The sequence below is a fragment of the Arthrobacter sp. P4_F11 genome, from assembly GCF_056401395.1.
Window position 1 is genome coordinate 218,070 of sequence record NZ_JBFUJK010000004.1, and the last position, 26,987, is coordinate 245,056.

Genomic DNA, 26,987 nt, shown 5'->3' on the forward strand with positions numbered 1-26,987 from the left:
CCTTGCGGTATCTGTGACATCGGGCACAATGTGCTTCATGGGGCGTTGGAGCGAGGAACGGGTGATCAGCGCCGCGCCCGACCCATCGTCACTGACGGCCGCCCGCAAGCTGGCACATCCCGGCCCCTGGTCCGACACGGGGAGCAACGACGTCCTGGTCTGGGGGAAATGCCAAGGCAGCGGAAAGACTCCCTACCAAGTGAGCATTGATGTTGCCGCTCCTGCCTATCGATGCTCCTGCCCGAGCCGGAAGTTCCCGTGCAAGCATGCCCTGGCGCTGCTGCTTATGTGGACGCGGGGCGAGGCGGCCGACGCCGCCGCGGAGACAGCCGCCTTCGCACAGGACTGGGCCTCCCAGCGGGCGGAGCGGACGGCCGTGCGCGAGCGGCGCCAGTCCGAGCCGATTGTGGATCCGGCGGCACAGGCCAAGCGACTGGCCGACCGGCTGGCATTGATGGATGCGGGGATTGACGACTTTGCCCGGTGGCTTACGGACCTGGTGCGGACCGGTCTGGCTTCGGCCCGCACCCAGCCGTATTCATGGTGGGACGGCGTGGCGGGGCGCCTTGTGGATGCCCAGCTTCCGGGGTTAGCCGCCCAGGTGCGGGCGATGGGATCAGATGTGCACGCCCGGACCGACTGGGGTGTTCATCTGCTTCTGCGGGCCGGGCGCTGGTGGGCGCTGACCAAGGCGTGGCGCAGACGGGACACCCTGACTCCCGACGAGCTCGCCGATCTCCGGGTGGCCGTCGGCTGGGCGGTGCCCACCGCCGAAGTTGAGGGCACCGAAGCGCTGCACGGTCCGTGGCTGGTGCTTGGCACTCACCGCAGCGACGACGGCCGGCTCCAGCAGCAGCGGACCTGGCTTCGCGCACCCGACGGAACGGTCATCGTGGTACTCGATTTTGCTGCCCACAGCGACGCTCTGGCGACGCCCCAGCTCGCGGGTGCGGTGCTGGATGTCACCGTCGCGCGGTATCCTGGCTCCGGACCCCGGCGGGCAATGTTCACCGGGCCCGTAGCCCCGCAAGGACTGGCGGCCAGCCTCGGCGAGGGTGGGAACATTGCGCAAGCGTTGGAAATTGAATCGGCGGCGGTGGCAGTCTCCCCGTGGTGTGAGCGTCACCCGGTCCTGTTGAGCGGGGTGCGCATCTGCCCTGGCAATTACGGCTGGCTCCGGGACGGATCCGGCAACGCACTCCCCCTGGTCGACGCGCCCCTGGATTCCCTGTTGGCCCTGACCGGCGGCCACCCTGTGGACCTGTTCGGCGAACTGGAGGAGGGCCGCTTCCGGCCTCTGTCCGCAGTCGTCGGTGGAGCGGTGGTAACCCCATGACTTGGCTGGCCGAGCTTCAAACGGCGGCACTCGTTGGCACCGCGCGCCACCCGGCCCCGTTTCCGCCTGTGGAATTGGGTGTCCGCCCGCCGGATGGCGTCTCCGGCGAGGAGTCACTGCTGGACCAAGCAGCCATGGCCGATGCAGTCACCCGCGCTGCCCGGCCTTCCACTTCTATGGACGCTCCAGATTTCCCTCGTCCGGCCCCACCGGACGATGCGCCCGAGGCCCCGGGCGAGGCCTGCCGCCTGCTGGACCTGCTGCTCACCCAGCCGCCCGTCGGGCTGGAACTCCGAAGCCTGCTGGTGGTCGATTGGCTGATGCTTGCCGAGGCTTCCGGACGGCGTGTTCCGCACCGGCTGCTGCCCAGCCTGCTGATGTTGGCAGAGGCAAAATCCAGTGTGGCGGAGCATTTACATCCTGCGATCGGAACCCGGGGCCGCTGGCTTCAGGACCTAACGGCCGGGGGCGCCGATCCGCGTCCGGCGATGACGACCGACTGGGCAGAGTTGAACAGTGCTGACGCCACGACGGAACTGGAACGGCGTCGCCGTAGTAATCCGGCCACCGCCCGCGAGCTGCTGGTCACGCATTGGGATACGCTCGGTGCCCGGGAGCGCGCCGCCCATCTGGCCACCCTGGCCGCGAACCTGCGGGCAGATGACGAGGAGTTGCTGGAGCGAGCCCTTGACGACACCGCAAAGAGCGTGCGGGAGGTAGCCGCCGCCCTACTGGACCGGCTCCCTGAGAGCGCCCGCGCGGTCCGCATGGCTGCCAGGCTGCGGCCGCTGCTTCGCTTCAAAGGATTGTTGCGCAAGCAATTCGAGATCGACCTCCCGCCTGAGCCGGACGCGGCAGGACTGCGCGACGGGATCGCGCCGGCCCCACGCAGTGGTGAACCCGACCGGCTGGGCCGGCTCGACGCCATCATCAGGGGTGCCCCCCTCGATGTTTGGACGACGGCGGCCGGCCGTACGCCAGCGGCGAGCGTGGCGCTGCTGAAGGGCGAACCCCGCGCCCTCGAAACGATCGTCACTACCGCTGCGCTGCGGGCCGACCTTGACTGGGTGCGTGCGCTGCTCGACGTCCGCACGGACCTGCGGCTGCTGAATTGCCTGCCCGCCGCCGAGCGCGAGGACACGCTCGTCGGGCACCTGCGCGGCGGCACGGCAAACCCCTGGACACTCGTTCAACCGCTGCGCGACATGCCAAGACCATGGGGACGCCCCCTGGCTGATGCCGTGCTTGAGCAGATCAACGCCAAGAACGGCGGCCAGCTGGCAACCATGCTGGCCGACACCCTCCCTGCGGCGCTGCCGCCCGAGGCCGCCGAACAAACCCGGCGGCTGCTTGAGCATCCAGACGCAGACGCCGCCCGGCGCCGCGTGCTTCGTGATGCCGTTCAATACCAATCATTTCGACAATCCCTGACGGAGGCTTTTCAATGAACGACGCCCCGACCGCCCCCGATGTCCTCCGCGCCCATGCCGAAAACGCCTACGCTGAGGAGCTCAGCGCGTTGACGGCTGTTGACGACCGGCACCGGCCGCCCAGTTGGCAGCTGTCTCCGTGGGCGGTGACCACCTATATCCTCGGCGGCACCCTGCCGAACGGCGTACAGATCACACCAAAATACCTGGGTTCCGCGCGGCTCGTCGAAATCGCCGTCGCATCGCTTGCCACAGACCGCGCGCTGCTGTTGCTTGGCTTGCCGGGCACCGCGAAAACCTGGCTGGGAGAGCACCTGGCCGCGGCCATTTCGGGAGCCTCTACCCTCGTGGTGCAGGGCACCGCAGGCACGCCGGAAGAGGCACTGCGGTACGGCTGGAACTATGCCCGGCTGCTCGCGGACGGCCCGTCCCGGGCGGCCCTGGTCCCGGGACCGGTGATGCGCGCGATGGAGGCAGGGAGCCTGGTACGGGTGGAGGAACTGACCAGGATCCCGTCCGATGTGCAGGACTCGCTGATCACGATCCTCAGCGAGAAGACCCTGCCGATCCCCGAACTCAATGCAGAGGTCCAGGCCCGCAAGGGCTTCAACATCATCGCGACGGCCAACAACCGGGACAAGGGCGTCAACGATCTGTCGTCGGCATTGCGCCGCCGCTTCAACACCGTGGTGCTGCCGCTCCCGGACAGCATCGAGCAGGAGATCGAGATCGTCACCACCCGCGTCCGCAGCCTGGGCACTGCCCTGGAGCTTCCGGCTGATCTGGGAGCTCTCTCCGAAGTCCGGCGGGTGGTCACCGTCATGCGGGAACTGCGCGCCGGAGTAACACAGGACCAGCGCACAACCATCAAATCGCCCTCAGCGACCCTGTCGACGGCAGAGGCCATCTCGGTGATGACGAACGGGCTCTCCCTCGCCGCCCACTTCGGTGACGGCACCGTCCGGGCCCCGGATGTGGCGGCCAGCCTGGTGGGCGCAGTGGTCAAAGACCCCGTCCAGGACCGTGTGATCTGGCAGGAGTACCTGGAAACCGTCGTCCGGAACAGGCCGGAGTGGAAGGACCTGTACCGGGCCTGCCGCGACCTCGAATCATCGAACTGACCGATGACAGACGTCTACGTCCTGGGGATCCGGCATCACGGCCCCGGTTCGGCGCATTCCGTCGCCGAGGCGTTGGCATCCCTCCGGCCGGATCTGGTGCTGGTTGAAGGTCCCCCGGAACTTGACCAGGTGATTCCGCTGCTGTCCGATCCGCAGATGACGCCGCCCATCGCCGGGCTGATCTACGCAGCCGATGAGCCTCGGCTCGCTTCCTTTTACCCGATGGCGAGCTTCTCGCCGGAGTGGGTGGCGTTTGGCTGGGCGCTTTCCACCGGCACCCAGGTGCGGGCGATCGACCTGCCCGCGGCGCACACCTTCGCCCTCCGCATGGCTCCCGCGCCGGACGGGCCAATAACAGCCATCGACGACGGCGATCCCCCCGTGGATGGCGCCGAACCTCCTGCCCCGATGCAGCAGCCGTACCGCCCCGATGCGATTGGGATGCTGGCCGGCGCCGCCGGCTACACCGATCCGGAGCGGTGGTGGGAGGACGCCATCGAGCAACCGAATACAGACCCCGTCGAGCGGTTCGCGGCGTTGACCGAGGCCATTGCGGAGATCCGGGCGGCCGACGACAGGCCCAGCAGCCATCCCGACGTTATGGAGAACAACCGTCGGGAAGCGGCGATGCGCCGCCTGCTGCGTGCCGCCATTCGCGAAGGGCATGGGCGGATCGCCGTGGTGTGTGGTGCGTACCATGCGCCTGCCCTAGTGCCCTCAGGCTTTCCCCCGGTCTCTGCCGACAACAAGGTGCTGGCCGGGCTGCCCAAGGCCAAGGTCGCGGTGACTTGGGTGCCATGGACCTCGGACCGGCTCAGCTTGCGCAGCGGCTATGGGGCCGGTGTCACTGCGCCCGGCTGGTACCAGCACCTCTTCACACACTGGATGGCGCAGGAGCCCGGCACGGACGTTTCCACTACCTGGCTCGTCCGGGTAGCCCATGCACTGCGCCGTGAACACCTCGACGCATCGACTGCCTCTGTAGTGGACGCCAGCCGAATGGCGAATGCCCTTGCCGCCGTCCGTGGACGGCCCAGCCCGGGACTGTCCGAACTGGACGACGCCGCGCAGGCAGTTTTGTGCGACGGTTCACCTCTGCCGCTGGCCCTGGTCCACCGTGAACTCACCGTTGGGCTCGAGCTGGGGAATGTACCGGAGTCTGCGCCCACAGTCCCCCTGGCCGCCGATCTGGCAGCCACTCAACGCAGGCTCCGGTGGAAACCGAGCGCCATGGAAGAGGTCCTTACCCTTGACCTGCGCAAGCCAAACCAGCTGGCCCGCTCGGTTCTGCTGCACCGGCTGGCGCTGCTTGGAGTGCATTGGGGCACACAGAGCGAATCCGGCCGGACGACGGGCACGTTCAAGGAGGTGTGGACACTGAACTGGGAGCCGGAGCTGACGGTGGCCGTGGTGGAGGCCAGCCGCTACGGCACCACGGTCGCCTCCGCTGCCGCGAACTGCGTGGCCGAACGCGCCCAGGACGCAGGCAGCCTGACGGCGCTCAGCGAACTGCTCGCAAGCTGCCTGCTCGCTGACCTGCCGGACGGCATCGGCGGCGTGGTGTCGGTGCTTGCCGAGCGCACCGCCTTGCAACAAGACGTCGCGCCGCTGCTGGAAACCATCGCCCCCCTTGCCCGGACCTGCCGGTACGGCAACGTGCGCGGCGTGAACGTCACGGGCGTACGGAAGATTCTTGACACGACGGTTGTGCGGGCGTGCGTGGGGCTGCCCACCGCCTGCGCCGGGCTGGACGACGAGGCCGCCGACGCCATGCGACGCGCCGTCGATTCGGCCCAACAGGGCCTCATTTTGCTGCCCGACCTGCCACCGGACGACTGGCACCGGGCGCTTGCCGCCGTCGCAGGCTCGGACGGCATCCACGGCTCGGTGGCAGGTCGGGCCACGAGGCTCCTTCTGGACGCAGGCCTGGTCGACGGGAACGACGTCGCGGCGACGCTGAGCCGGCGGCTCTCGATCGCCACTCCCTCACGGCAAGCCGCCGCTTGGCTGGACGGCCTCATCTCCGGAGACGCAACACTGCTGATTCATGATCGGCGGCTCCTGCAGATCGTGGACGACTGGGTCGCCGGGGTGGACGACGCCATCTTCGACGACGTCCTGCCGCTCCTGCGCAGGACATTTTCAGCATTCAGCCGGCCGGAGCGGCGCGAGATCGGAGAGCAAGTCAGCCGCATTGGCGACAAAGTGGGCATCGTCAGCCAGACCGACCTGGACCTGACCGCCGCGGGCCCCGCGGTCCGGACGATGGCCAGGTACCTCGGATGGGAGGCGATCGCGTGACCGACGCAGATACCGACGGCCGCGGCCGGCTGGGCCGCTGGCGCCTTGTGCTCGGCGGCCATGAGGCCGACGGCGTCACCACAGCGGAGGGACACAGCGTCGTCCTCTCCACCGCTGACGCCCGGCGCGACCGGGCCCTGGAGGACTTGTACGGAGCCGAAGAAAAGAAGGGCCGCGGGGGTCTGGGCGCGTCCAGCCCTCGCGTTGCCCGCTGGCTCGGCGACATCCGGGGCTATTTCCCGTCCACGGTGGTCCAGGTGATGCAGGCCGACGCCATGGACCGGCTCGGCCTTCGGCAATTGCTCCTCGAGCCGGAGATGCTGCGAACCGTGCAGCCCGACGTCGGGCTGGTGAGCACGCTCGTCGGCCTCGGCCGTGTCATCCCCGAGCAGTCACGCGAGACCGCCAGGACAGTCATCCGTCAGGTGACGAACGAGCTTGAGGACCGTCTGCGCTCCAAGACGATACAGGCGCTCTCCGGAGCATTGAACCGGGCGGCACGGACACGACGGCCCCGGCATCGGGACATTGACTGGAACAGAACTATCGCCGCAAATCTTAGGCACTACCAGCCCGCATACCGGACGATCGTGCCCGAGCGTCTGGTCGGGCACACCCGGCGCAGCACCGAGGTCCAGCGTGAAATCATCCTGTGTATCGACCAGTCCGGGTCGATGGCCGAGTCCGTGGTCTACTCCAGCGTGTTCGGGGCGGTGCTCAGCTCGCTGCGGTCGGTGCGGACCCGCCTGGTGGTCTTCGACACGGAGGTTGTCGACCTGACGGACGAGTTGGACGATCCGGTTGATGTGCTCTTTGGTGTGCAACTCGGCGGCGGCACGGACATCAACCGCGCCCTGGCATACTGCCAGGACCAGATCACCCGGCCCACCGAGACGATTCTGGTGCTCATCAGCGACCTCTACGAAGGCGGCATCGCCGAAGAGATGCTGCAACGGGCGGCCACGATCGTCGGGTCGGGGACGACCATGATCGCGCTCCTGGCGTTAAGTGACAGCGGTCATCCGTCGTTCGACTCAGACCATGCCAGGGCACTTGCCGGAATTGGCGTCCCGGCCTTCGCCTGCACGCCCGACCTGTTCCCGGATCTGATGGCCGCGGCCATTGAACGCCGGGACGTGGGCGAATGGGCAGCCGCCCAGGACATCCCGACGAGCCACGAAGGTTAGAGGGTCGACGGCTTGCCCGGCACGGTACCCGGTCCGGGAAAGACCGGGAAACGGAAGTTTCCCCGAAGGTGGCTACGTGTTGAGGTCCCAGTGGACACGGATCGCCTCGGCAACCGGCCCAGCGGTGACATCAATCCGGAAAGCAACGGGCGCGGTCCCAGTCTCCTCGATGACGGCGTCATGGTAAACGCGGCCGCAAGAGGAGCACAGGGTGTAGAGATCCTCGTCCTCAGGCCAGGTAGCCAGGCCCGCGGGCACGGGAACGTTGCCGCCAATGTGAACGGGCATTCCCTCTGAGTTGGCCTGAATCAATCCCTCGCTGCTGACGGTATTGCCGCAAACGCAGGTGATGGTGGTGACGTCATGATCGATGACCTCGGCGAATTCCGTATCCATGATCAGCTCCCCTCAGGTTCCGCAGAAGGTCCGGTACGGGCCAAAGCTTTCCGGGGCGGCAGCGGCGTAGCGCTCGAGGCCGGACCGCTCGTCGAAAGGTGCGGCGACTGCGTCCAGCAGCCGTGCCAGCGGATCCAGGTTTCCGCCGGTAGCGGCCGCCAGGGCCTCCTCCACCAGGTGGTTCCGCGGGATGTAGACCGGGTTGACCCGGTCCATGGTGTCAGCATCCGGCGCCAAGGCACGCCAGCGCCCTACCCAGGCATCGAAGGCTGCCGTGTCCAGGACCTGGGCCCGCGCGGCTTCGGCACGGCCGCGGGCGGCTTTGCCGAGGTGCCGGAAAAACGAGGTGTAGTCGGCCCGTGACTCCTGCATTAAGGCCACAACTTCATCCACGAGAGCCGAGGTCACGCCGTCGTCGAGCCCGTCACGGAACCCCAGCTTGGCCTTCATGCCTGCCGACCAGGCGTCACTGTACTGCCGGCGGAACTCGCCGAGGGCTCCCACCGCGAGCTCCACCGCCTGCTCCTCGTCATCGTGGAGCAGGGGCAGAAGCGACTCCGCGAGCCGGGCAAGATTCCACTCCCCCACCACCGGCTGGTTGCGGTAGGCGTAGCGCCCGCTCTCGTCGATCGAACTATAGACGGCGGCCGGGTCGAAGCCTTCCATGAAGGCACACGGCCCGTAGTCGATCGTTTCGCCCGAAATCGTCATGTTGTCGGTGTTCATGACCCCGTGAACGAATCCGACGAGCATCCACTGGGCCACCAGCGAAGCCTGGGCGGATATGACCGCTTGGAAGAGTGCTAGATAGCGGTTCCCGGCCTCCGCGGCGGCGGGGTGGTGACGGGTCAGGGCGTAGTCGGCGAGGCGGCGAAGGAGGCCGATGTCGCCCGTGGACCGGGCGTACTGGAAGCTGCCCACGCGCAGGTGGCTGCTGGCTACCCGGGTCAGAATGGCGCCCGGCAGGAGCGTTTCGCGCTGCACCGAACGTCCCGTCGCGACGACGGCGAGGGAACGGGTCGTGGGGATGTGCAGCGCGTGCATCGACTCGCTCACGATGTATTCGCGCAGCATGGGACCGACCACCGCCTGGCCGTCCCCGTTGCGGGCAAACGGCGTGCGTCCTGATCCCTTGAGGTGGACGTCGCGGAGCTGCCCGTCCGCGTGCCCGATCTCGCCCAGCAGGAGCGCGCGCCCGTCGCCGAGGCGGGGCGCGTACCAGCCAAACTGGTGGCCGGCGTAGGCCTGCGCCACCGGACTGGCATCGGCAGGGACGGCGTTGCCGGTCAACAGGCGCAGACCCTCCGGACTCCGGAGGAAGGCCGGATCGAGGCCCAGCTCAGTGCCGAGGTGCTCGTTGAGCACCAAAAGGTGCGGCTCGGGCGCCTCCTCCGCGCGCCAGGGAATGGCCATCTCCTGGAACTCCCGGGCGAAGCGGCCATCAAATGTGACGGTTGAATGCGCTGTGCCACTCATCTTTCAAGGATACCGGCCACAGCGTCAGCAATGCCGCTGGTCGCGGCGGAGCAGATTCGGGCCGGTGCCATGACGTGGCGCGGAGCTGGTGGCAGGATGGGCGCATGGAACTGCACATCACGGGCGACCCCGCCGCCGACCAACTGCTCAGCAATGACGCGTTCGCACTCCTCGTTGGCATGCTGCTTGACCAGCAGGTGACCATGGAGTCTGCGTTTGCCGGACCCGAAAAGATCCGGACGCGCATCGGGTCCATGGCCCCTGCCGCAATCGCCGAATACGACCCGGCCGGCTTCGTTGAGATCTTCAAGGAGCGTCCATCCATCCACCGCTTCCCCAGCTCCATGGCCGGCCGCGTCCAGGACCTCGCCGCGACCGTCCAAGGCGATTGGAATGGGGACGCAACTGCCATCTGGAACCAGGACGGCCCGGACGGTGAGGAAGTGCTGCGCAGGTTGAAAGGCTTGCCCGGCTTCGGAGAGCAAAAGGCCAAGATCTTCCTTGCGCTGCTCGGCAAGCAGTGCGGCCTGCAGGCGCCAGGCTGGCGTGAGGCCGCCGGCCCCTATGGCCAGGAGAGCGCATTTCTTTCTGTCGCCGACATCGTGGACCCCGAGTCGCTGAAAAGAGTGCGCGCCAGCAAGCAGGCTGCCAAGGCCGCCATCAAAGCCGCTAAGGCATCCGAGCGCTGATACGGAGGGCCTGGATCAGCGGCTTCCAATGGCTTCGCCCGGGAACACGATGCCGAGCTGGTTCCTGACGGCGTCGGCGACGGCCATGGTCCGGATGGATTCGGCGAGCGGCCGCTGCGGAACCTCCAGCCGCCCCGCCGCAATGGCGCGGGCGACGGCGGCAGCCTCGAAGTGCAGGCCCTCGAAGTGCGCTCCGGCCGGCTCCTCGTAGGCCAGCCGGGTACCGTCCGGGAAGTGGACGCTGAAGTTGCCTGGCATGTTGAAGGGCCCGTCAATTGACAGTGAAGCCTCGGTGCCCACAATGGTGGCGGACGTCGGCGTGAAGTTGTGCAATTGGGTGTTCATCATGGCCTGGCGTCCGCCGGCAAAGGACATTACGGCCGACAGCTGGGCATTGACTCCGGATTCGTGCGGTTCACCGAGTGCCAGGAGGCGATCCGGTTCGCCCAGGACGGACGTGATGAGCGAGAGCGGATAGGTCCCCAGGTCCAGCAACGGGCCGCCCGCCAGAGCCGGGTCAAAGATCCGGTGGCTGGGGTCAAAGTGCTCACCGTATTCGGCGAAGACCGTAGTAACGTCCCCGAGCATTCCGGAGTCGAGCACTTGTCGGATGACGTCGAACTTGGGCAGGAAAAATGTCCACATGGCTTCGGCGGCGAACAGGCCGGCGTCGGCGGCCCGGCTGGCGATGCCGGCCGCCTGCGCGCGGTTGATGCCTATCGGCTTTTCGACCAGAACGTGCTTGCCGGCGTCGAGCGCCATGAGGGCGGCCTCGTAGTGGAAGTTGTGCGGCGTGGCCACGTAGACGATGTCGACGTCGGCGGCGGCCAGCTCCTCATAGCTGCCGAAGGCAGCGGGGATGCCGTGCCGTCCAGCAAAGGCTTCGGAACGGTCCAGCGAGCGGGACCCGATTGCGGAGATAATCTGCGAGGTGTGCGCCTGGACGGATTCCGTAAAGCGCTCCGCAATCCAGCCGGGACCCATGATCCCCCAGCGGAGTGGTGGTGCGGTTCGGGAATCCGGGACCCGGGACACCGGGAGTGAGGAGTTCCCGGTCATGTGCCGGCTTCCATTGTGTTGACATCGATTCGCATGAGACTCATCGCCCTTCCCTGGATTTGTCCTGACATAGTAACAAATCGCTTCATCGGTAAAAGCCTGAAGAAATACCCGCTCCACCCCGGCGCCACGCACCAGGCTTCCGGCGTCCTCCCCGCCGCCGCGCCCGCACGGACTTGCCCCAACCGGCCGCCTCCAGGACGCCCGTCGACCCTTTGAGCGCATGTCAAGACAAACTCTTGACTGTCGCGTTAGAGCGCTCTAACGTAGAAGGCACGTGATCCAGCGCACTCCCGGAGAACGCTCAGAATTCAAAGTCCGCCCTTCAGGTCGGCCGAATCGAGGAAGTCAACAATGTCGTTGCACACAGCAAGCTCGCCCGCATCGGGCTCGAAACATCGCGGATATCTCGCCCGTCTCACTGTCATCTCCACACTCGGCGGACTCCTGTTCGGCTACGACACCGGTGTCATCTCCGGTGCGCTGCTCTACATGCAGGACTCCCTGAACATGAGCCCCGTAGAAGAGGCCACCGTCGTCAGCGCACTGCTCTTCCCTGGTGCCGCGGTGGGCGCGCTGAGCGGCGGCAGGCTCGCCGATAAGCTCGGGCGGCGCGGCACGCTGCTCGTCTGTGCGCTGCTCTTCCTCCTCGGAGCGATAGGCTGCGCCATCGCGCCGACCGTCGGGTTCATGGTGGCGGCCCGCGTCATTCTCGGCCTTGGCGTCGGCGCCGCCGCCGTGACGTGCCCCCTCTACCTTGCAGAAATGGCGCCTGCACACCTGCGCGGACGCATGGTCACCATCAACGAACTGATGATCGTGACCGGCCAGATGCTCGCTTTTGCCATCAACGCACTCCTCGACGCCGTCATCCACGACTCCGAGGTCTGGCGCATCATGCTTGGCATTGCCTCCATCCCCGCCATCGCACTCCTGATCGGCATGCTCGCCCTGCCCGAATCGCCGCGCTGGTTCGCTATCCGCGACAGGCTCGACGACAGCCGCCGCATCCTCAACCTCAGCCGCAGCCCTGAGGAAGCCGATTTCGAGTACAAAGAAATCGTTGAGTCCGCGAATACCGCCCGGAACGAGCGCTCCAGCGCCTGGCGCGATCTGAAGAACAATCCCTGGATGCGCCGGCTCCTCTGGGTCGGCATTGGGCTCGCCGCAGCCCAGCAGGCAACGGGCATCAATACCGTGAACTACTACGCCCCCACCATTCTCGAGCGCAGCGGCCTCGGCGTGAGCGCATCGCTCGTGGCAACCATCGCCGTCGGTGTGACGTCGGTGGTGATGACCGTCCTGGGCATCTGGCTCCTGGGCTTCGTCGGGCGCCGCCGCATGCTGGTCATCGGCTTCTCCGGGGTCGTGGCTTCGCAGGCACTCCTCGCCGTCGTCTTCACGCTCCCCCAATCGGACCTGGTCAGCTACATCATTCTGGCGGCGATGATGCTCTTCGTGGCCTTCGTGCAGTGCTTCATCGGCACGTGCGTGTGGCTATTGCTCTCCGAGATCTTCCCGTTGGCCATCCGTGGCTTCGCGATGGGCATTGCGGTGTTCGCCCTCTGGACCGTGAACGCGGCGATCTCGTTCCTGTTCCCGATCCTCGTCGTGGCCCTGGGCTCAACCGGCACGTTCACCCTGTTCGTGCTGGTGAACATTGTTTCCCTGATCTTCGTGGCGAAATTCGTGCCTGAGACAAAGGGACAGTCGCTGGAAGAGCTGGAGGTGCATTTCCGCACCGGAGGCATACCCATCATCGTGCCCCCCACGGTACCGGGCGAGAAGGCGGTATCTCTCTGAGAATCGAACGTCCGCAGCCATTGCCGCCGGGGCCTCCCCCACGGGACAGGCATGCGGCCGGCGTCAGGCAGCAGTGGAACCGGTGCGGTTGCCCATGGGGCGGCGGCCGGAACCGCTGTGTTTCCCGCGATACGCTTGCCGGCAGGAGGCCATTTGTCCAGGAACGAACTGAACCAGCATGGAGCGGCCAAACGCGCCACCATTGAGGATGTGGCGCGCGAAGCCGGCGTATCTCGCGCACTCGTTTCCCTGGTGCTGAGGGGTTCACCAAAGGTGAGTGAACAAAAAAGGGAAGCTGTTGCCACCGCCATAGCCGCACTCGAGTACCGGCCCAGCAATGCGGCCCGCTCGCTCGCCAGCGGACGGACGCAAACAGTAGGAGTGCTGCTGGACGACCTCTCCAATCCCTGGTTCGTGGACCTGCTCGACGGCATGCAGAACATCTTCCGGGAGCAGAACCTCCGGATGGTCCTCGGCGATCCACGCTATCTGGCCCGCCCAGGAGAAAGCCCGGTGTCCGCCTTCATGGAATTGCGCGTCGACGGCCTCGTCATCGCCGGAGACTTCAACGCCGATGAAGACCTCACCCGCGCCACACTGCTCACGCCAGCCGTCGTCGCCGGCACCCGCGCCTTCGACCTCCCGGCAGCGGACCGCGTCAGCAACGACGACGCCGCCGGCGCCCGGATGGCCGTCGAACACCTGATTGGTCTCGGCCACAGCGACATTGCCTTCCTCACCGCTCCCACCGGGTCCGCTACCGTGCGGGCCGACGCCTACCGGGACACTATGGCCCGCCACGGCTTGCAGAACTACATCCGAGTGATACCAACGGACTTGAGCGAACATTCCGGCTTTGAGGCAATGAGCCGCCTTATCGACGGCGGCCTGCCCCCGTCAGCAGTCTTTGCCGCCAACGACATCCTCGCCGTCGGTGCGCTCTCGGCCGCCGACGAGCGCGGCATCAGCGTGCCGGGACAACTCTCACTGGTCGGATACGACAACACCTATCTCGCCGGGATCCGCCACATCTCCCTGACCACCGTCGACCCCGTCAGCCGGGACGTAGGCATCCGCGCCGCGGAGTTTCTCCTCGCCCGCATCGCCGACCCCTCCCTCCCGCCACGTACCGAAGTGCTGGCCCCGCGCCTCGTCGTTCGAAGCACCACCGCTCCCGCCGCCCACACCTGACACCCTTGGCCACCCAAAGGCGGGCGGGAGGCGGCCGCTGCCCTCTGTCGTGGTGCAGTGGCCCTGGCTAGACTTGAATTGCGCCGGATTAGACGCATGGATTCGTCTCTGGAGGGCAGGATCATGACAGACCGCAGCGACTCCGAATTGCCCGCGGACCAGGCGCCCGCGGACGTGAAACCAGAAGATAAGGAGCTCCGGGGCCGGTACGTCGAAGGAGCGTACGGTAAGGCTGGCGTGCAGAGAGGCCGGCACGCCGAGGACGAGGAAGGCCAATACGTCCAAGGTGACTACGGTGCGGGCGGCAGGGAGGGCGGCCTGCCCGAACCCTTGGGAGGCCGAGCCAAGGAATCCGGGCGCTACGTGGCAGCCGACTACGGCGGCGCTGGTACGGTTCCGGGACGCACGGCCGGGTCGGAAATCGGCCAGTACACCGAAGGTGATTACGGTGCGGACGGTACTGTAGATCCGCTGCGCAAGGCCGGAACAGGTACGCCTGGCGAAATGCCGATGACCGAGGCGCACGGTGGCCACGACGCTGAATCGCAGGCCCGGAACGCCTCGTCGGGTGCCGCGGCCCAGAGCGATGACTCCCGCAGCGGTGCAGATGTGCGCGAAGCGGTCGACATCGCGGAGGCGGGCACCAAGGCGCAGGGGGATCACTCGCATCCGGAACGGGCCAAGACAGGCGAGGCGCCCGTGGAGCAGGTGTTCAACGACCCCGCCATGACCGAGGGGCAGCGGACCGTGACGGACTCCGCAAAGACATCCGGATCTGTACCGCCGGGACCCTCACCCGCCGAAGCCGGATCCGGTGGCGCCCAGTCCGCGGTTGGGGCCCGGGAGTCGGACCGACTCGCGGCGGGCGAGCCGCCGGCCGCGGGCAAGCCCTTCGACGCCGGCAGCGAGGAGGGCACTTAGAGCGCCTGCCCGGGTGGGCAAGCAAGGACGTATCACGAGGCGATTCCGGGCTGGTAGGTGCCGGCGCTCCATTCCTGTCCTTGGGGATCGAGCACCCGGCAACGCCGGGCGCCCCATGGGGTGTCTTCGGGCTCGATCACTGAGGTTCCGCCCGCGGCGAGGGCCTTCTGATGAAATGCGTCGACGTCTTCGACCAGGAGATACAGTCCCTGGCCGGTCGACTGGCCGATAAGTGGCGGCCGCTGGGAGGCGGCATCGCTACTTGCCACCATTAACACCGCCTCCCCCATGGAAATCTCGGCGTGCAGCACTGTCCCTGCGGGGCCGTCCTGCCGCTGAATAACGTCAAATCCCACGGCCTGGAGCCAGTCCAGGGCTGCGGGTGCGTCACCGTAGCTGAGATAGGCGAATAACTTGGCGTCCATGCCGGAATGCTATTCCCAAGCGCAGCCGTCCGGAACTAGCGTGGCGGAATGAACTCGTCGAAGACCCCCGCCGAGATCCTCAACATTGCCGGCAACGAGGTTCGCATCTCGAGTCCGGACAAGGTGGTGTTCCCCGAACCCGGACTGACCAAGCTCGACCTGGTCCGCTACTACCTCACCGTCGCCGACGGTGCACTGCGCGGCGCAGGCGGCCGGCCCATGGTACTCAAGCGCTTCCCGAAGGGGATCGGCGCCGAGCCGTTCTTTCAAAAGCGCGTGCCTGAAAACCACCCCGACTTTATCGACACGGCAACGCTGCACTACGCGTCCGGAACATCTGCCGAAGAGGCCGTCATCCGGGATGCTGCGGGCTTGGCGTGGGTAGTGAATCTTGGATGCCTGGACCTCAACCCGCACCCCGTGCGTGCAGAGGACCTCGAGCACCCGGACGAGCTCCGGGTCGACCTCGACCCGATGCCGGGGGTCGACTGGGCGCAGATCGTCGATGTCGCCTATGTCGCGCGGGAGGTGCTCGACGACGTCGGACTGGTGGGGTGGCCGAAGACGAGCGGTTCGCGGGGACTCCACATCCTCGTGCGCATCGCGCCCCAGTGGTCGTACCGCGACGTGCGGCTCGCCGCCGAGACCCTCGCCCGCGAGGTCGAGAACCGCGCTCCGGGCCTCGCCACCGCGCGGTGGTGGAAGGAGGAGCGCGGCGAGAGTGTGTTCGTCGACTTCAACCAGAACGCCAAGGACCGCACCGTGGCATCGGCGTACTCGATCCGGCCCCTGCCCGATGCCCGGGTCTCGACTCCGCTCAACTGGGACGAGGTTACCTCCACCCGGCCGGAACAATTCACGGTGCCCACTGTGCTTGAGCGCTTCGCGGCGATGGGCGACCCCCACGCCGGGATCGACGACGCGGTAGGGACGCTCGACAGGCTCATCAGTCTGGCTGCCGGGCTCGGCCCCGCCGAAAAGCCGCCGCGCGGCAGCGACGGCCTGGGCCGCCGGCAATCGGTAATGCCGCTCATCGAGGTGGCACGGACCAAGACCAAGCCCGAGGCGCTCGCGGCGCTCGAGGAATGGAAGACCAGGCATACGGACCTCTTGTCAGCCCTGCATCCCGCCGACGTACTCGTCGACGGAATGCGGGGATCGAGTTCGCTCTGGTACCGGGTCCGGGTGAACCTGCAGCACGTCCCGGAACAGGAGCGGCCGCCGCAGGAGGAGCTCATCGCCGACTACGACCCCTGGGCCGGCAAAGATTGGCCGGGGCGCCCTGGATCCTGACCACCGTCCTGACACCGGCTCCTGAAACCGGCTCCTGAAACCAAGGACGGGGCTCAGGCGTCCTGAGGCTTGTCCGGCTGCGCCAGGGTGTCTGCGTGGCGATGGGCGACCTTCCATTCGCCATCCTCGCGCCGGTAGACCTGGGTCACGCGCAGTGTGTAGTCTCTCGGCTCTCCGTTCACCGAGGCGCTCGTATGCTCGTACCCAACGGTGTAGGCCATGTCCCCGATCACGTCGGCAGCAATCACCTCGTGCGTGTATGACGTGCAATCCGAGAAGGATGCTTCCAACTGACGGAAGATGCGCCCCACGTCCTCGGGACCGCTGCCGGACATCCACGCACCGAGCACGGTAACGGGCTCTCTTCGGGACCAGATGGCGAACCGCGGCGCGGCGTCGCCGTTATGCAGGGCGGTCTCGGCGTCCTTGAGACGCGACCCAACCCAGGCCATGAAGTCATCCCGCTCATTCACGTCGGACCTCCAAAGGGCTCACTGTCCGTCAACGGCAGGATAGGTCTAACGCCGTCCAGGCCGTCCCGGCCCCGCCATCCTAAGCGTGCCTCGTGGTGGCTGCAAGGGTTGGCGTGACTTCTGCCCCGGGCAGCTGCGGGCTAGAGGCCTCGTCTCAATTCCAAGCTTTCCGCAAGGGGGTTCAGGCAAGTTTCGTCCGAGGGTATCCCAATTGATTGCGGGGTGGTTGTTATGGATGAGAAGCCGAGACGGAAACTCTCGGCCCTATTTTGGGTGGTTTCCGTTGCCGTTCTGGGAGCACTTGGGGCATTGGGCTGGTATGCGGTGAACGTCATAGCCGCCCTGTTGTCCCCGTCGGTGCGTTGAATACGTCTCGACGCTGCTGACACCCAATTCGACGCACACTCGGATTGCGGGATCCATTTTGCGGTTGCCATCGCGGCCGGCCGCACATCACCGCCGTCGAACATGCAAAAGACGCGGCGGGGTGCACGACGGGCCTGAACGCCAGATGTTCGCGTTGGAAGTTGTCAGCGGCATAGGCTTCCCGACGACGTCGGGCACGCTTACGGTGGGCAAGAGGAGCAGGACACAAGGCCTTAGAAGGGACCCACCATGCTGATCTGCGCAACTTGCGCCGTGGAACGCGACGAACCTGCCCCGGGGGTTTGCCCGATCTGCGCCGATGAGCGGCAGTATGTGCCCGAGGACGGACAAAAGTGGCTCACACTGGACGGGCTGGCGCAGGAGGGCCAGCAAACGGTGTTGAAGGAGAACGAGCCGGGCCTTGTCGGGATCCGGACGGAGCCAAGAGTCGGGATCGGCCAGACCGCCCAGCTTGTGGCGACAGACGAGGGTTCGCTGTTGTGGGATCCGGTCGGATATGTCGACGACAGAGCTGTGAAGGCAGTGCTCGAGCGGGGTCCGGTCCTGGCGATCGCTGCCAGCCATCCACACATGTTTGGAGTGCAGGTCGAATGGTCGCATCGGCTCGGCGGCGTCCCCGTCTTTGTGGCGGCCGCAGACCGGCGATGGCTGGGGCGCAATGATCCGATCATCGAATACTGGTCCGGCAGTCAAACCATCGCCGAAGGGTTGACCCTGCATCAGACCGGGGGCCATTTCCCGGGCAGCGCGGTGGTGCACTGGGCTGCAGGAGCCGGCGGCAAAGGAGTTCTGCTGACCGGTGACAGCGTGTATCCGAATCCAGACCGTCGCTCCATCGCCTTCATGCGCAGCTACCCGAACCACGTGCCGCTATCCGGCGCGGTGGCGGTGCGAATCGCCGCACAACTGGGAGAGCTCAAGTTCGACCGAATCTATGGCAACTTCAACAATGTAATCGCGTCCGGAGCCAAAGCCATTCTGCACGATTCCGCACAACGGCACACTGCTTGGGCGCGCGGCGACTTCGACCATTTGACCTGATCAGTCCATTTCCCCTTTTGCGTTAGCGTGGGATCAAGCGCCGCAATAGACGTCAGAGGTATCCGAGCCATCATGGCGACAGGAGAACCCCAGGTTCTCACGGCGCTCCCATCCCGTCCCCCTATGAAAGCCGAAGAAGCGGAGTAACAGTGAAGGCCATCGTGTACGAAAAGACAGGACCCTCGTCCGTGATGACCCTTCAGGACAGGCCACTGCCGGCACCCGGACCGGGCCAGGTCAGAGTCCGGGTGGTGGTCTCCGGCGTCAATCCCACCGACTGGAAGTCCAGGGCCGGCGGCGGGAGCGGAAGCAGGCTGGAGGCACCAAGAGTGCCCAACCAAGATGGTGCCGGCGTTATCGACGAGCTTGGATCCGGCGTGCCGGGGCTGTCCGTCGGCGATCGTGTTTGGCTCTGGGACGTCGCCTGGGGCGGCACCGAGGGCACAGCCCAGGAGTACGTGACGGTGCCGGCCGCGCAGGCCGTCGCCCTTCCAGACATGGAATCCTTCGACACGGGCGCATCCCTGGGGATCCCGGCACTGACGGCACATCGTGCACTGACCGTCAGCCAGGACGGGCCGGCCAGGCTTTCGCCGGGCGCCCTGGAAGGGCGGGTGGTGCTGGTCACCGGTGGCGCGGGTGCGGTCGGCCACGCGGCCATTCAGCTCGCCCGCTGGGCCGGGGCAACCGTCATCGCGACCGTGAGCGGGGAGCGGAAAGGTGAACTTGCCCGCCGGGCCGGCGCGCACAGTGTGATCAACTACCGCACTGCCGACGTCCCGCGGGCCGTGCATGAGGCAGCCCCTGGCGGCGTTGATACAATCGTCGACGTCAACGCTCCGGCGAACATCGGCAATGACCTCAAGGTGGTGAAGCCGGGGGGAACCATTTCCATTTATGCTGCCAACCCCGGCGAATCCTTGGCCATTCCCATTCGCGAGAGCATGGGCAAGAACGTCCGATTCCAGTTCATCCTCACGTACACCGTGACGAAGCAGCAGAAGGCGGCGGCCGTTGCCGCCGTCGCCGAGGCCCTGAAAGCGGGGGCATTGCGGGTCGGCGATGAACACGGACTGCCCCTCACCCGCTTTCGACTCGAGGAAACCGCGGCAGCGCACGACGCCGTAGAACAAGGCTTCGTCGGGAAGGTCCTGGTCGACGTGTCCGGCTCCTGACCACGTTCTGCGTGTCCGGCGAGGAGCCCGTGACCAGACAATGGGTTCGGCATACTGGTTCCATGCAGGCGACGACGGTGTTGGTCGAAGGTGAGAGTGACCGGCTTGCGGTTGAGACGCTGGCCTTCCGCCTTGGCCATGACCTGGCAGCCTTGCGGGTGTCGGTCGTCCCGATGGGAGGCGCGACCAGCATCGTCCACTTTCTCGACCGCTACGGACCGAATGGCGCAGGCCACCGGTTGTTGGGCCTGTGTGATGCAGGCGAATCCCGTGGCATCGCCCGCGCGCTCGGCCGGGCAGGTATCGGGTCCGGTTCGCTGGCCGAGCTTGGGTTCCACGTCTGTCACGCCGATCTGGAGGACGAACTCATCCGCTGCCTGGGGATCGACGCCGTGCTCAAAGTCATCGCGGCTCAAGGCGAGCTCGCGTCGTTCCGGCTCCTCCAACGCCAGCCGTCACTGCGGGAGCGGCCAATAGCGGCGCAGTTGCGCCGGTTCTTCGGAGGACGCAGCGGCAACAAGATCCGATACGCGCCACTGCTGGTCGACGCCTTGCCAGCCGGACAGGCGCCTCCGCCCCTCGCCCGCCTCGTTGCATCATTCCCGCTGTGATCCTACTGTCCAAGAAAGGATCGAATCCCTTCACCGTGTCACGGGCATCCCGCTATCTACGTGCGGCGGTGGATGGACTTGTAGCTCAGGTACGCGTTCAGGCCTTCCATCCCGTACTCGGTGCCAAGGCCGGAATCGTGCCGGCCGCCAAAGGGGGCCGCATGGTTGGATGCGAAGAAGTTGAGGCCCACGGAGCCCGTGTCCATCCGGTCGGCCACGTTCAGAGCAGCCGTCGCGTCCTGCCCGAACACCAGGCCGCCGAGTCCGAACTCGGTGTTGTTCGCCAGCGCGACGGCCTCGTCAACACTGCCATCGGCGTCGTCGTATTTTAGGATGCACAGGACCGGGCCGAAGATCTCCTCGCGGGAGATCCGCATCTCCGGGGTGACGTCGGCGAAGACTGTGGGCTCCACGAAATAGCCGCCCTCAAGGCCACCGCCTAACGACGCCGCTCGCCCCCCGGTGGTGACCCGCGCGCCGTCGGCCACGCCCGACTCCACGTACTCCAGCACGGTCCGGTACTGGGACTCCGTTGCGCAAGGGCCGAACACAGTGTCCGCGTCGAGCGGATCACCCTGCTTTCCGGCCGCAATCGTGGCCGTGACCATCTCCACCACTTCGTCATAACGGCTCGCGGGCGCCAGGATCCGGGTCGAGATGTAGCAGGTCTGGCCGGTGTTGCGCATCGACGACCGGATCAGCACCTTGGACATCGCATCCAGATCCGCATCAGGGAGCACAATGGCGCTGGACTTCCCGCCCAGTTCCAGCGTGACCGGACGCAGCAGTTCCCCGCAGGCCGCGGCAATTTTCCGGCCCACCGGCGTCGATCCCGTGAACGCCACCTTTTCGACGCCCGGGTGCTTCACCAGCTGATCCCCCAGCCGGCCGGAGCCGGTTACCAGGTTGACCACGCCCGCCGGAACCCCGGCCGCGGCGACGGCGTCGATAATCACCCGGATGGACAGCGGCGTGGGCGACGCCGGCTTGATCACCACGGTGCAGCCTGCCAGCAGGGCCGGCGCCAGTTTGATGACCACCAGGTTGATGGGGAAGTTCCACGGCGCGATCAGCGCGCAGACTCCCAGCGGGTCGCGCCGGACTACTGACTCGCCGCCGCCGCGCGGGAAGGGGCGGACATCCTCATGCTCAAGGTACCCGGCGAGGGTGGCGAAGTACCGGAAGATACCGGCCGCGTTGGCTGCCGCCCCGGCGGATTCGGACACCGGTGAGCCGTTTTCCCTCGAGTTCGTCAGGGCAAGCTCCTGAGCCCGGTTCTCCACCTCCTCAGCAATCCGGAGAAGGTAGCCGGCGCGTTCAGACGGGGTAAGTCGGGGCCACTCCCCCTGAAAGGCGCGCTGGGCAGAGCCGACGGCGGCGTCCAGGTCTTCCGGCGTTCCGTCCGGCACCGAGCCCCACACTTCGCCCGTAGCGGGGTCGGTCACCGGGTTGCGGCCGGTGCCCCGCGAAGGCTGCCACGCGCCGTCGACAAAGATCGTATCCACATGCGTATGCGGCAGGGACAGCTCCGTCCGGGCTGTCAGGGCAGGAGCATCAGGCGTGGCGGAGGTCATCGGATCACCGCCGTCTTAAGAAGGGCGTTGGATCGGTTAAGGTCCGCGGCGGCCATATCGTGGGCGGCCTGGGTGATGAGTTCGGGCACGATCTCGGTGGCCAGTCTGTCGGTGTACGTGGCCGGGTCCATGCCGAACCATGAGGAGGCGAGGGCGATACCGGCGCGGTCGAAGCGCCATAGCCTGTCGGCATCGCGCATCAGGGCGTCTTCCAGGGACCGGGCCACCGGCCGGGTGTCGTGGCCGTCGATGATCTCGCAGACGCGCTCAATGAATTCGGTGGAGTATCCCAGGGCGGGGAGCACCCGGCGGGCCACGTCGCAGCCCTGCTGCTCGTGTTCGTAGCGGATGGCGGCCTTCCGCCAGTCACCGGTGAAGCCCTCGGATATGATGCGGGATTCATCAACGTGGGCCCAGCCAGTGTCGTGCAGCACAGTGGCCACGCGCACCAGTTCAGCGTCGGCGCCGGGATAGGCCCGGCACAGCCGTTCGGCGTAGGCCAAGGAAATCGGCAAGTGGATGTCGTTTCCGCGCGTCCGCGTCTCATGGACCACGGCCTTCCACAGTGCGTCGAGTTCCTGAACGGCAGCCGGGGTATTGCAGATCGCGGTGGTGTCTACCGGACCAGCCGCGGGAACAGGCCGGACGCTGTACTCCGCGGCAAAGGCCTGGGCCGGCACGTCCACCGGTTTAGCGGCGGGGCTGGCTGCGACCGGAGTCTTGGGGGTGCTCATAATGCTCCTTCGGGTGGGCCGGCGTACTGTCTGAGTGCAGTTAGCTGTCCGTGGTGATGGTCTTGAGTTGCGTGGCGGGGTCCGCCGCGGCGTCGGCAGGGATGTTCTGGCCCTTTGCCAGCGCGTTCTTGACGGCCATGAAGTCCAGCGGGGCGTTGACGCAGTCCGCGGCGATGACCTGGCCCTGGCGGTAGTACAGGACGCTGAACTTTCCGCGGTCCTCGTCCCGACGGAGTACCGTCTGGTCGTAGCCGTTGCACAGTCCGGCGATCTGCAACTTGAGGTCCGCCTGATTGGACCAGAACCAGGGGATGCCGGCGTATTCCTCGCGCCGCCCGGTCAGCGAGTAGGCGGCCACCTTCGCGTGTTCGATGGCGTTGTTGACGCTTTCCAGCCGGATCCGTTCCCCCGGCTCCGACCCTGGCACCGGGTTGGGCATGTTGGCGCAGTCGCCGATCGCCACCGTTGTGCCGTCCGAGGCCAACGCGAAGCGGTCCACCACAATCCCGTTGTCCACCGTCAGCCCGAGCTGTTCGGCCAGCTGGGTGTTGGGAATGACGCCGATCCCCACGAGCACAATCTGAGCGGAGAGGTCTGTGCCGTCCTGGAGTTCTACGCCGGCGACCGCGCTACCGCCCTCGCTTGCTGTGAAGCGCTTCGCGCTGGTGTTGAGCCGGATGTCCAGGCCGCGGGAACGGTGCGCCTGGAGGAAGTACCCGGCCGTCTCATCTCCCACGGCCCGGCCAACGAGCCGCGGACCGAATTCCAGAACGGTGACGTTCTTGCCCATCTTCCGCAGGCTGGACGCGGCCTCCAGCCCGATGAACCCGCCGCCGATCACCACCACATCCGTGGCATCCCCCACCCGCGCCTTGAGTGCCAGCGCGTCGTCGGCGTTGCGGAGGTACAGCACGCCGTCGAGGTTCCCGCCCTCAATCTCCAGCTTGCGGGCCCGGGCTCCGACCGTGAGCGCCAGCCGCTTGAAAGGGAACTGTTTTCCGGAGGAAGAATGCGCGACCCCGGAGCCGTCGGGTTCCTTGTCGATCCGGACGATGTATTCGCCTTTGACCAGGGCCACGTTGTGTCCGGCCCAGTAGTCGTTGGAGCGGAAAATCAGTGATTCGCTCTCGACCGTGCCCTGCAGGAACTCCTTGGACAGGGCCGGGCGCTGGTAGGGTCGGTGGTCCTCGTCGCCGAGCAGGGTGATGTGTTCGTCGAAGCCGAGTGCCCGCAGCGATACAGCAAGCTGGACCCCGGACTGGCTGGCGCCGATGATCAGGAGCCCCGTGCGCGTTGGAGAGCTTTGGTCCGCGACGAGGGTGTCAGTTGCCTGCTCCAGTGCTTCCGCGCCCATCGCTACACCTGGGTTTCCGGGGTGGTGACGAACAGCTCCACGGCGTCTGTGAGCCGGAGCTGGCAGGACAGCCGCGAGTTGTCCTCACGGTCGACGGCCGTGCCGTAGAGCATTTCGTCTTCCATGTTCTCCATCGGCGGAAGCTGCGAAAGGCAGTCCTCGCGGACGAAGACATGGCAGGTAGCGCAGGACAATGAGCCGCCGCATTCGGCGACGATCCCGGGGACGCCGTTGCGGACGGCCGTTTCCATGACTGAATCGCCGGGGTTTCCCTGGACGTCGCGGACAGCGCCCCCGGCGTCGGTGAAATGAACCGTTGGCATGTGGTTCTCCTTTGGTTGAATCGGATGATGGCAGGAAAGAGCGCCTCAGATGAACTGGCGGCCGCCGTCCACCACCATGGTCTGGCCCGTGTAGTAGGAACTGTCCGGCCCAGCCAGGAAGAGGGCCGCGCCCACGACGTCCTCGGGCTGGCTGGCCCGCTTGATGGCCCCGCGGTCCACACCGTAGTTCTCGGCGTTCTCCATCAGGCCGTAGCTGGCTTCGGTGAGAGTGAAGCCGGGGGCGATCGCGTTGACCGTGATCCCCCGCCGGCCCAGTTCCTTGGCCATCACCCGGGTCAGGGCCACCACGCCGCCCTTGGACGCGACGTAGTGGAGCCACTGTTCCGAGCCGCTGAAGATCGTGGCGCTGGAGAGGTTGATGACGCGCCCGCCCTCGGGCAGGTACGGGCTCGCCGCACGGGTCACGAGCCAGGGGCCCTTGAGGTTGACGTTCATCACCAGGTCCCATTCGGCCGGGTCGATGTCCTCGAACGGGCTGCGGGTCACCCCCGCGTACACCGCCGCGTTGTTGAGGACGACGTCGATGCTTCCGTTCCCGAAGTCCGCGCAGTCCCGTGCCAGGATCTCAGTGGAGTCCACGCTGGTGACGTCCGCCGGAAAGGCGGCGGCCTCGGCACCGAGTTCGCGGACCAGTTTGGCCGTCTGCTCAGCGCCCTCGAGGTTGATGTCGGCCACCGCCACGCGGTAGCCGCGGCCGGCAAAGCCGAGCGCAAACGCCCGGCCCAGCCCGCCGGCGGCACCGGTGATCAGGACGGTCCTTGCAGCCGGCGCGTTCAGCTCAGACATGACTGTGGCTGTGCGCGTGGGCGCCGGGTCCGGTGACCAGGAGCTCCGGCTGGTCGGCATCGAGGATCTGCACGGTGCCCTTGGTCCCGTCCACCCGCAGCCGCTGGCCGGTCTTGATGGTGGTGGAGGCGGAACCCGTTCCGGTCACCGCCGGAAGACCGTACTCCCGGCAGACGATCGCCGCGTGGCTCATCATGCCGCCGATGTCCGTGACCGTGGCCTTGATCTTGCCGAAGATCGGGCCCCAGGACGGCGCGGTGACGGTGGCGACCAGGATCTCGCCCTGCTGCACCTCGGAGAGCTGGTCCGCGTCGGTGATGACGCGGGCCAGGCCCTCCACCACGCCCGGCGAGGCAGCCATGCCGCGCAGTCCGCCGCCTTCGACTTCCTCGCCGGCGCCCAGCCACTGCTGGACCTGCTCGGTGGTGATGCCCCACAGCATCCGGGTAAAGGGTTCGGTGATGGATTCCGGCGGGGTGTTCAGCGCCGGGGCGGGCCGGGCGGTCTTGAGCGCGTCCACGATTCCGCGGCGGCGCTCGATTTCGGCCGGCCAGTAGTCCGGGCCGATCGGCTTGGCACCGACGCCCCAGCCCGTGACCAGGTCGAACAGCGCGTCGCGGACCTCGTTGCGGCCCAGGTAGAGGAGGTCGTCCGGTTCGGTCCAGAAACCCTCGGCCTGCATCATGCGGGACAGCTCGCGGATCTTGCGCCAGAAGACGCCCATGGTCCAGTGCTCGATGTAGAAGTTGTGGTTCTCCACGTACGGGTAGGCGGTGGCGGCGAGCCCGCGCTTGGCGTCGAAGAGGGCTTGGTTTTCGCCTTCGAGCAGCTCGCGGTATTCCTCGATGATGCGGTCGCGTTCTGCGATGAGTGCCTCCACCGGCCGCATGATTTCCTGGCCCTCGTCCACGCGGCGGATGTAGTCCGCGATGTAGCCGAGCGGGATTTCCTGGTGTTCGTTCCAGTACTTGTCGTGGCCGTAGAAGCCGTTGCCCACGGTGAAGTTGAACCACGGGTCCTTGGCGCCCTCGTACTGGGCGATCCAGCGGTCCCCACCCGGGGCTGCGGCGATGGCAGCCAGGGTGGCCTCGACGTCGTCGGCGTGACCGGTGTTACGGAAATGAGCCTGCAGCCGTAGCTCAACGGCGAGCTTGGCGAGCTGCTTGAGTTCGTCATCCGGGCGGAAGAGCTCCATGTCCACGCCCTGCACCATTGTGGCGATGGACTGGTCCGGGATGTTGGGGAACACCTGCTTGCAGAAGTTGAAGAAGTCCAGGTAGGCGATGTAGCCGAGGTTGAGGAACTCGAAGTGGTACTGCCAGTTCTGGTAGGCCAGCTGGATCAGCCGGTCATAGCTCTCCAACAGCTTCTCGGAGCCGTCCTTGCCCTTGCCGGAGAGGATGTCCTCCATGGGAACCATGTCCGGAAGCCTGGGGAAGGAGATGGTCTCCATCTCGTCGATGGTGCCCTTGACCTTGACGTGCCACTGCTTGAGGAGCTGCTCCCAGTTCTGGAAGTAGTGGCCCACGCGCTGTTCAAACAGGGGAACGCGGGCGGCGATCTGGTCTACCGGCACCGGGATGGGGGACATGTAGAGGTAGCCCAGGTGGACGCGGAACTCGATGCCGTTGGCGTTGGGGATCATCAGGTGCCGGGCATTATACTGGCCCAGGCACTTGACCGCAAACTCGCCGCCGATCGTCTCGAACGGCTTGAACACGGTGGGCCAATGCTGGCTGTCGCAGAACCAGAACTTGGCGTCCTCCTGCTCCTTGAGCTTGTCCTGGAAGACCAGATAGTACGGGTAGATCTTTTCCCAGCCCTCGGCCCCGACGGGGACCGCGAGCTCGGAGGGTTTGGGGAAGGACTTCAGGGACATG

24 protein-coding genes are annotated in these 26,987 nt (G+C 66.5%); 13 read left to right on the plus strand and 11 right to left on the minus strand.

The annotated features are described in order from the left end of the window. Positions 1–37 precede the first annotated feature (37 nt). The 5 genes from AC1DRO_RS06935 to AC1DRO_RS06955 are packed head-to-tail and all read left to right on the plus strand — an operon-like array spanning position 38 to position 7,375. Positions 38–1,336: an SWIM zinc finger family protein gene (locus tag AC1DRO_RS06935; RefSeq protein WP_476950289.1), complete on the plus strand. Its 1,299-nt coding sequence runs from the start codon at positions 38–40 to the stop codon at positions 1,334–1,336. Beyond that, the gene (locus AC1DRO_RS06940; RefSeq protein WP_476950290.1) at positions 1,333–2,784 is read left to right on the plus strand and encodes a DUF5691 domain-containing protein; all 1,452 of its coding nucleotides are present in this window, start codon (positions 1,333–1,335) and stop codon (positions 2,782–2,784) included. The genes AC1DRO_RS06935 and AC1DRO_RS06940 overlap by 4 nt, the downstream gene beginning before the upstream one ends. After that, positions 2,781–3,887, plus strand: a complete 1,107-nt coding sequence (locus AC1DRO_RS06945; RefSeq protein ID WP_476950291.1) for an ATP-binding protein — start codon at positions 2,781–2,783, stop codon at positions 3,885–3,887. The genes AC1DRO_RS06940 and AC1DRO_RS06945 overlap by 4 nt, the downstream gene beginning before the upstream one ends. 3 nt (positions 3,888–3,890) lie before the next feature. Next, positions 3,891–6,188: a DUF5682 family protein gene (locus AC1DRO_RS06950; protein ID WP_476950292.1), complete on the plus strand. Its 2,298-nt coding sequence runs from the start codon at positions 3,891–3,893 to the stop codon at positions 6,186–6,188. Next, entirely contained in the window at positions 6,185–7,375 is a 1,191-nt protein-coding gene (locus AC1DRO_RS06955) for a VWA domain-containing protein (protein WP_476950293.1), read from the plus strand. Before AC1DRO_RS06950 ends, AC1DRO_RS06955 begins: the two co-directional genes overlap by 4 nt. A gap of 72 nt (positions 7,376–7,447) precedes the next feature. Here AC1DRO_RS06955 and AC1DRO_RS06960 read toward each other — a convergent pair whose 3' ends face one another. Next, a complete protein-coding gene (locus tag AC1DRO_RS06960) occupies positions 7,448–7,771 on the minus strand; it encodes a hypothetical protein (protein WP_028276623.1) in 324 nt (107 codons plus the stop codon). A gap of 12 nt (positions 7,772–7,783) precedes the next feature. Then, positions 7,784–9,247 (minus strand): protein adenylyltransferase SelO, encoded by a 1,464-nt coding sequence (locus AC1DRO_RS06965; protein ID WP_476950294.1) that lies wholly within the window; start codon positions 9,245–9,247, stop codon positions 7,784–7,786. Positions 9,248–9,351: 104 nt separating this feature from the next. Here AC1DRO_RS06965 and AC1DRO_RS06970 point away from each other — a divergent pair, with 104 nt between their 5' ends. Continuing rightward, positions 9,352–9,936, plus strand: a complete 585-nt coding sequence (locus AC1DRO_RS06970) for an HhH-GPD-type base excision DNA repair protein (RefSeq protein WP_476950295.1) — start codon at positions 9,352–9,354, stop codon at positions 9,934–9,936. A 15-nt stretch (positions 9,937–9,951) separates the two neighbouring features. Here the strand turns inward: AC1DRO_RS06970 and AC1DRO_RS06975 are convergent, their stop codons facing one another. Next, the gene (locus AC1DRO_RS06975) at positions 9,952–10,995 is read right to left on the minus strand and encodes a Gfo/Idh/MocA family protein (protein WP_476950296.1); all 1,044 of its coding nucleotides are present in this window, start codon (positions 10,993–10,995) and stop codon (positions 9,952–9,954) included. A 354-nt stretch (positions 10,996–11,349) separates the two neighbouring features. Here AC1DRO_RS06975 and AC1DRO_RS06980 point away from each other — a divergent pair, with 354 nt between their 5' ends. The 3 genes from AC1DRO_RS06980 to AC1DRO_RS06990 all read left to right on the plus strand — a co-directional run bounded on the left by AC1DRO_RS06980 (position 11,350) and on the right by AC1DRO_RS06990 (position 14,910). After that, complete coding sequence (locus AC1DRO_RS06980) at positions 11,350–12,798, plus strand: sugar porter family MFS transporter (protein ID WP_476950297.1); 1,449 nt, start codon at positions 11,350–11,352, stop codon at positions 12,796–12,798. 153 nt (positions 12,799–12,951) lie between these two features. Beyond that, the gene (locus tag AC1DRO_RS06985; protein ID WP_476950298.1) at positions 12,952–13,989 is read left to right on the plus strand and encodes a LacI family DNA-binding transcriptional regulator; all 1,038 of its coding nucleotides are present in this window, start codon (positions 12,952–12,954) and stop codon (positions 13,987–13,989) included. Positions 13,990–14,112: 123 nt separating this feature from the next. After that, positions 14,113–14,910: a hypothetical protein gene (locus AC1DRO_RS06990; RefSeq protein ID WP_476950299.1), complete on the plus strand. Its 798-nt coding sequence runs from the start codon at positions 14,113–14,115 to the stop codon at positions 14,908–14,910. A gap of 32 nt (positions 14,911–14,942) precedes the next feature. Here AC1DRO_RS06990 and AC1DRO_RS06995 read toward each other — a convergent pair whose 3' ends face one another. Then, the gene (locus tag AC1DRO_RS06995) at positions 14,943–15,335 is read right to left on the minus strand and encodes a VOC family protein (RefSeq protein ID WP_476950300.1); all 393 of its coding nucleotides are present in this window, start codon (positions 15,333–15,335) and stop codon (positions 14,943–14,945) included. A gap of 48 nt (positions 15,336–15,383) precedes the next feature. On the opposite strand from AC1DRO_RS06995, the gene ligD reads away from it, so the two are divergent. Then, on the plus strand, positions 15,384–16,628 hold the full coding sequence (ligD, locus tag AC1DRO_RS07000) for a non-homologous end-joining DNA ligase (RefSeq protein WP_476950301.1): 1,245 nt from the start codon (positions 15,384–15,386) through the stop codon (positions 16,626–16,628). A gap of 53 nt (positions 16,629–16,681) precedes the next feature. On the opposite strand, the gene AC1DRO_RS07005 is transcribed toward ligD, so the two are convergent. Continuing rightward, on the minus strand, positions 16,682–17,101 hold the full coding sequence (locus tag AC1DRO_RS07005) for a nuclear transport factor 2 family protein (RefSeq protein WP_476950302.1): 420 nt from the start codon (positions 17,099–17,101) through the stop codon (positions 16,682–16,684). A gap of 615 nt (positions 17,102–17,716) precedes the next feature. Between AC1DRO_RS07005 and AC1DRO_RS07010 the strand changes: the two genes are divergently transcribed. From AC1DRO_RS07010 to AC1DRO_RS07020, 3 genes are all read left to right on the plus strand, one after another. Then, positions 17,717–18,529, plus strand: a complete 813-nt coding sequence (locus AC1DRO_RS07010) for an MBL fold metallo-hydrolase (protein WP_476950303.1) — start codon at positions 17,717–17,719, stop codon at positions 18,527–18,529. 149 nt (positions 18,530–18,678) lie between these two features. Continuing rightward, positions 18,679–19,704, plus strand: a complete 1,026-nt coding sequence (locus tag AC1DRO_RS07015) for an NADPH:quinone reductase (protein ID WP_476950304.1) — start codon at positions 18,679–18,681, stop codon at positions 19,702–19,704. Between the two features lie 62 nt (positions 19,705–19,766). Further along, positions 19,767–20,315 (plus strand): TOPRIM nucleotidyl transferase/hydrolase domain-containing protein, encoded by a 549-nt coding sequence (locus tag AC1DRO_RS07020; protein ID WP_476950305.1) that lies wholly within the window; start codon positions 19,767–19,769, stop codon positions 20,313–20,315. Positions 20,316–20,371: 56 nt separating this feature from the next. Here AC1DRO_RS07020 and AC1DRO_RS07025 read toward each other — a convergent pair whose 3' ends face one another. Genes AC1DRO_RS07025 through AC1DRO_RS07050 form a run of 6 tightly spaced genes read right to left on the minus strand, consistent with a single transcriptional unit; the run spans position 20,372 to position 26,986 of the window. Continuing rightward, a complete protein-coding gene (locus AC1DRO_RS07025) occupies positions 20,372–21,889 on the minus strand; it encodes an aldehyde dehydrogenase family protein (RefSeq protein ID WP_476950306.1) in 1,518 nt (505 codons plus the stop codon). Next, positions 21,886–22,623, minus strand: coding sequence for an HD domain-containing protein (locus AC1DRO_RS07030; protein WP_476950307.1), 738 nt, complete (start codon positions 22,621–22,623; stop codon positions 21,886–21,888). The genes AC1DRO_RS07025 and AC1DRO_RS07030 overlap by 4 nt, the downstream gene beginning before the upstream one ends. Positions 22,624–22,663: 40 nt before the next feature. Next, on the minus strand, positions 22,664–23,977 hold the full coding sequence (locus tag AC1DRO_RS07035; protein WP_476950308.1) for an NAD(P)/FAD-dependent oxidoreductase: 1,314 nt from the start codon (positions 23,975–23,977) through the stop codon (positions 22,664–22,666). Between the two features lie 2 nt (positions 23,978–23,979). After that, on the minus strand, positions 23,980–24,300 hold the full coding sequence (locus tag AC1DRO_RS07040; protein ID WP_028276636.1) for a 2Fe-2S iron-sulfur cluster-binding protein: 321 nt from the start codon (positions 24,298–24,300) through the stop codon (positions 23,980–23,982). Between the two features lie 45 nt (positions 24,301–24,345). Beyond that, positions 24,346–25,107 (minus strand): SDR family NAD(P)-dependent oxidoreductase, encoded by a 762-nt coding sequence (locus AC1DRO_RS07045; RefSeq protein ID WP_028276637.1) that lies wholly within the window; start codon positions 25,105–25,107, stop codon positions 24,346–24,348. Beyond that, the gene (locus tag AC1DRO_RS07050) at positions 25,100–26,986 is read right to left on the minus strand and encodes a PEP-utilizing enzyme (RefSeq protein WP_476950309.1); all 1,887 of its coding nucleotides are present in this window, start codon (positions 26,984–26,986) and stop codon (positions 25,100–25,102) included. The genes AC1DRO_RS07045 and AC1DRO_RS07050 overlap by 8 nt, the downstream gene beginning before the upstream one ends. Position 26,987: the final 1 nt, after the last annotated feature.

What these genes read in the sequence shown, in the direction of transcription:
- AC1DRO_RS06975 (WP_476950296.1), bottom strand. Translation starts at nt 10,995, where the DNA reads ATGACCGGGAACTCCTCACTCCCGGTGTCCCGGGTCCCGGATTCCCGA.
- AC1DRO_RS06995 (WP_476950300.1), bottom strand. Translation starts at nt 15,335, where the DNA reads ATGGACGCCAAGTTATTCGCCTATCTCAGCTACGGTGACGCACCCGCA.
- AC1DRO_RS07025 (WP_476950306.1), bottom strand. Translation starts at nt 21,889, where the DNA reads ATGACCTCCGCCACGCCTGATGCTCCTGCCCTGACAGCCCGGACGGAG.
- AC1DRO_RS06960 (WP_028276623.1), bottom strand. Translation starts at nt 7,771, where the DNA reads ATGGATACGGAATTCGCCGAGGTCATCGATCATGACGTCACCACCATC.
- AC1DRO_RS06935 (WP_476950289.1), top strand. Translation starts at nt 38, where the DNA reads ATGGGGCGTTGGAGCGAGGAACGGGTGATCAGCGCCGCGCCCGACCCA.
- AC1DRO_RS07040 (WP_028276636.1), bottom strand. Translation starts at nt 24,300, where the DNA reads ATGCCAACGGTTCATTTCACCGACGCCGGGGGCGCTGTCCGCGACGTC.
- AC1DRO_RS06970 (WP_476950295.1), top strand. Translation starts at nt 9,352, where the DNA reads ATGGAACTGCACATCACGGGCGACCCCGCCGCCGACCAACTGCTCAGC.
- AC1DRO_RS06965 (WP_476950294.1), bottom strand. Translation starts at nt 9,247, where the DNA reads ATGAGTGGCACAGCGCATTCAACCGTCACATTTGATGGCCGCTTCGCC.
- AC1DRO_RS07045 (WP_028276637.1), bottom strand. Translation starts at nt 25,107, where the DNA reads ATGTCTGAGCTGAACGCGCCGGCTGCAAGGACCGTCCTGATCACCGGT.
- AC1DRO_RS06980 (WP_476950297.1), top strand. Translation starts at nt 11,350, where the DNA reads ATGTCGTTGCACACAGCAAGCTCGCCCGCATCGGGCTCGAAACATCGC.
- AC1DRO_RS06990 (WP_476950299.1), top strand. Translation starts at nt 14,113, where the DNA reads ATGACAGACCGCAGCGACTCCGAATTGCCCGCGGACCAGGCGCCCGCG.
- AC1DRO_RS06950 (WP_476950292.1), top strand. Translation starts at nt 3,891, where the DNA reads ATGACAGACGTCTACGTCCTGGGGATCCGGCATCACGGCCCCGGTTCG.
- AC1DRO_RS06940 (WP_476950290.1), top strand. Translation starts at nt 1,333, where the DNA reads ATGACTTGGCTGGCCGAGCTTCAAACGGCGGCACTCGTTGGCACCGCG.
- ligD (WP_476950301.1), top strand. Translation starts at nt 15,384, where the DNA reads ATGAACTCGTCGAAGACCCCCGCCGAGATCCTCAACATTGCCGGCAAC.
- AC1DRO_RS07035 (WP_476950308.1), bottom strand. Translation starts at nt 23,977, where the DNA reads ATGGGCGCGGAAGCACTGGAGCAGGCAACTGACACCCTCGTCGCGGAC.
- AC1DRO_RS06945 (WP_476950291.1), top strand. Translation starts at nt 2,781, where the DNA reads ATGAACGACGCCCCGACCGCCCCCGATGTCCTCCGCGCCCATGCCGAA.
- AC1DRO_RS07050 (WP_476950309.1), bottom strand. Translation starts at nt 26,986, where the DNA reads ATGTCCCTGAAGTCCTTCCCCAAACCCTCCGAGCTCGCGGTCCCCGTC.
- AC1DRO_RS07010 (WP_476950303.1), top strand. Translation starts at nt 17,717, where the DNA reads ATGCTGATCTGCGCAACTTGCGCCGTGGAACGCGACGAACCTGCCCCG.
- AC1DRO_RS07030 (WP_476950307.1), bottom strand. Translation starts at nt 22,623, where the DNA reads ATGAGCACCCCCAAGACTCCGGTCGCAGCCAGCCCCGCCGCTAAACCG.
- AC1DRO_RS07020 (WP_476950305.1), top strand. Translation starts at nt 19,767, where the DNA reads ATGCAGGCGACGACGGTGTTGGTCGAAGGTGAGAGTGACCGGCTTGCG.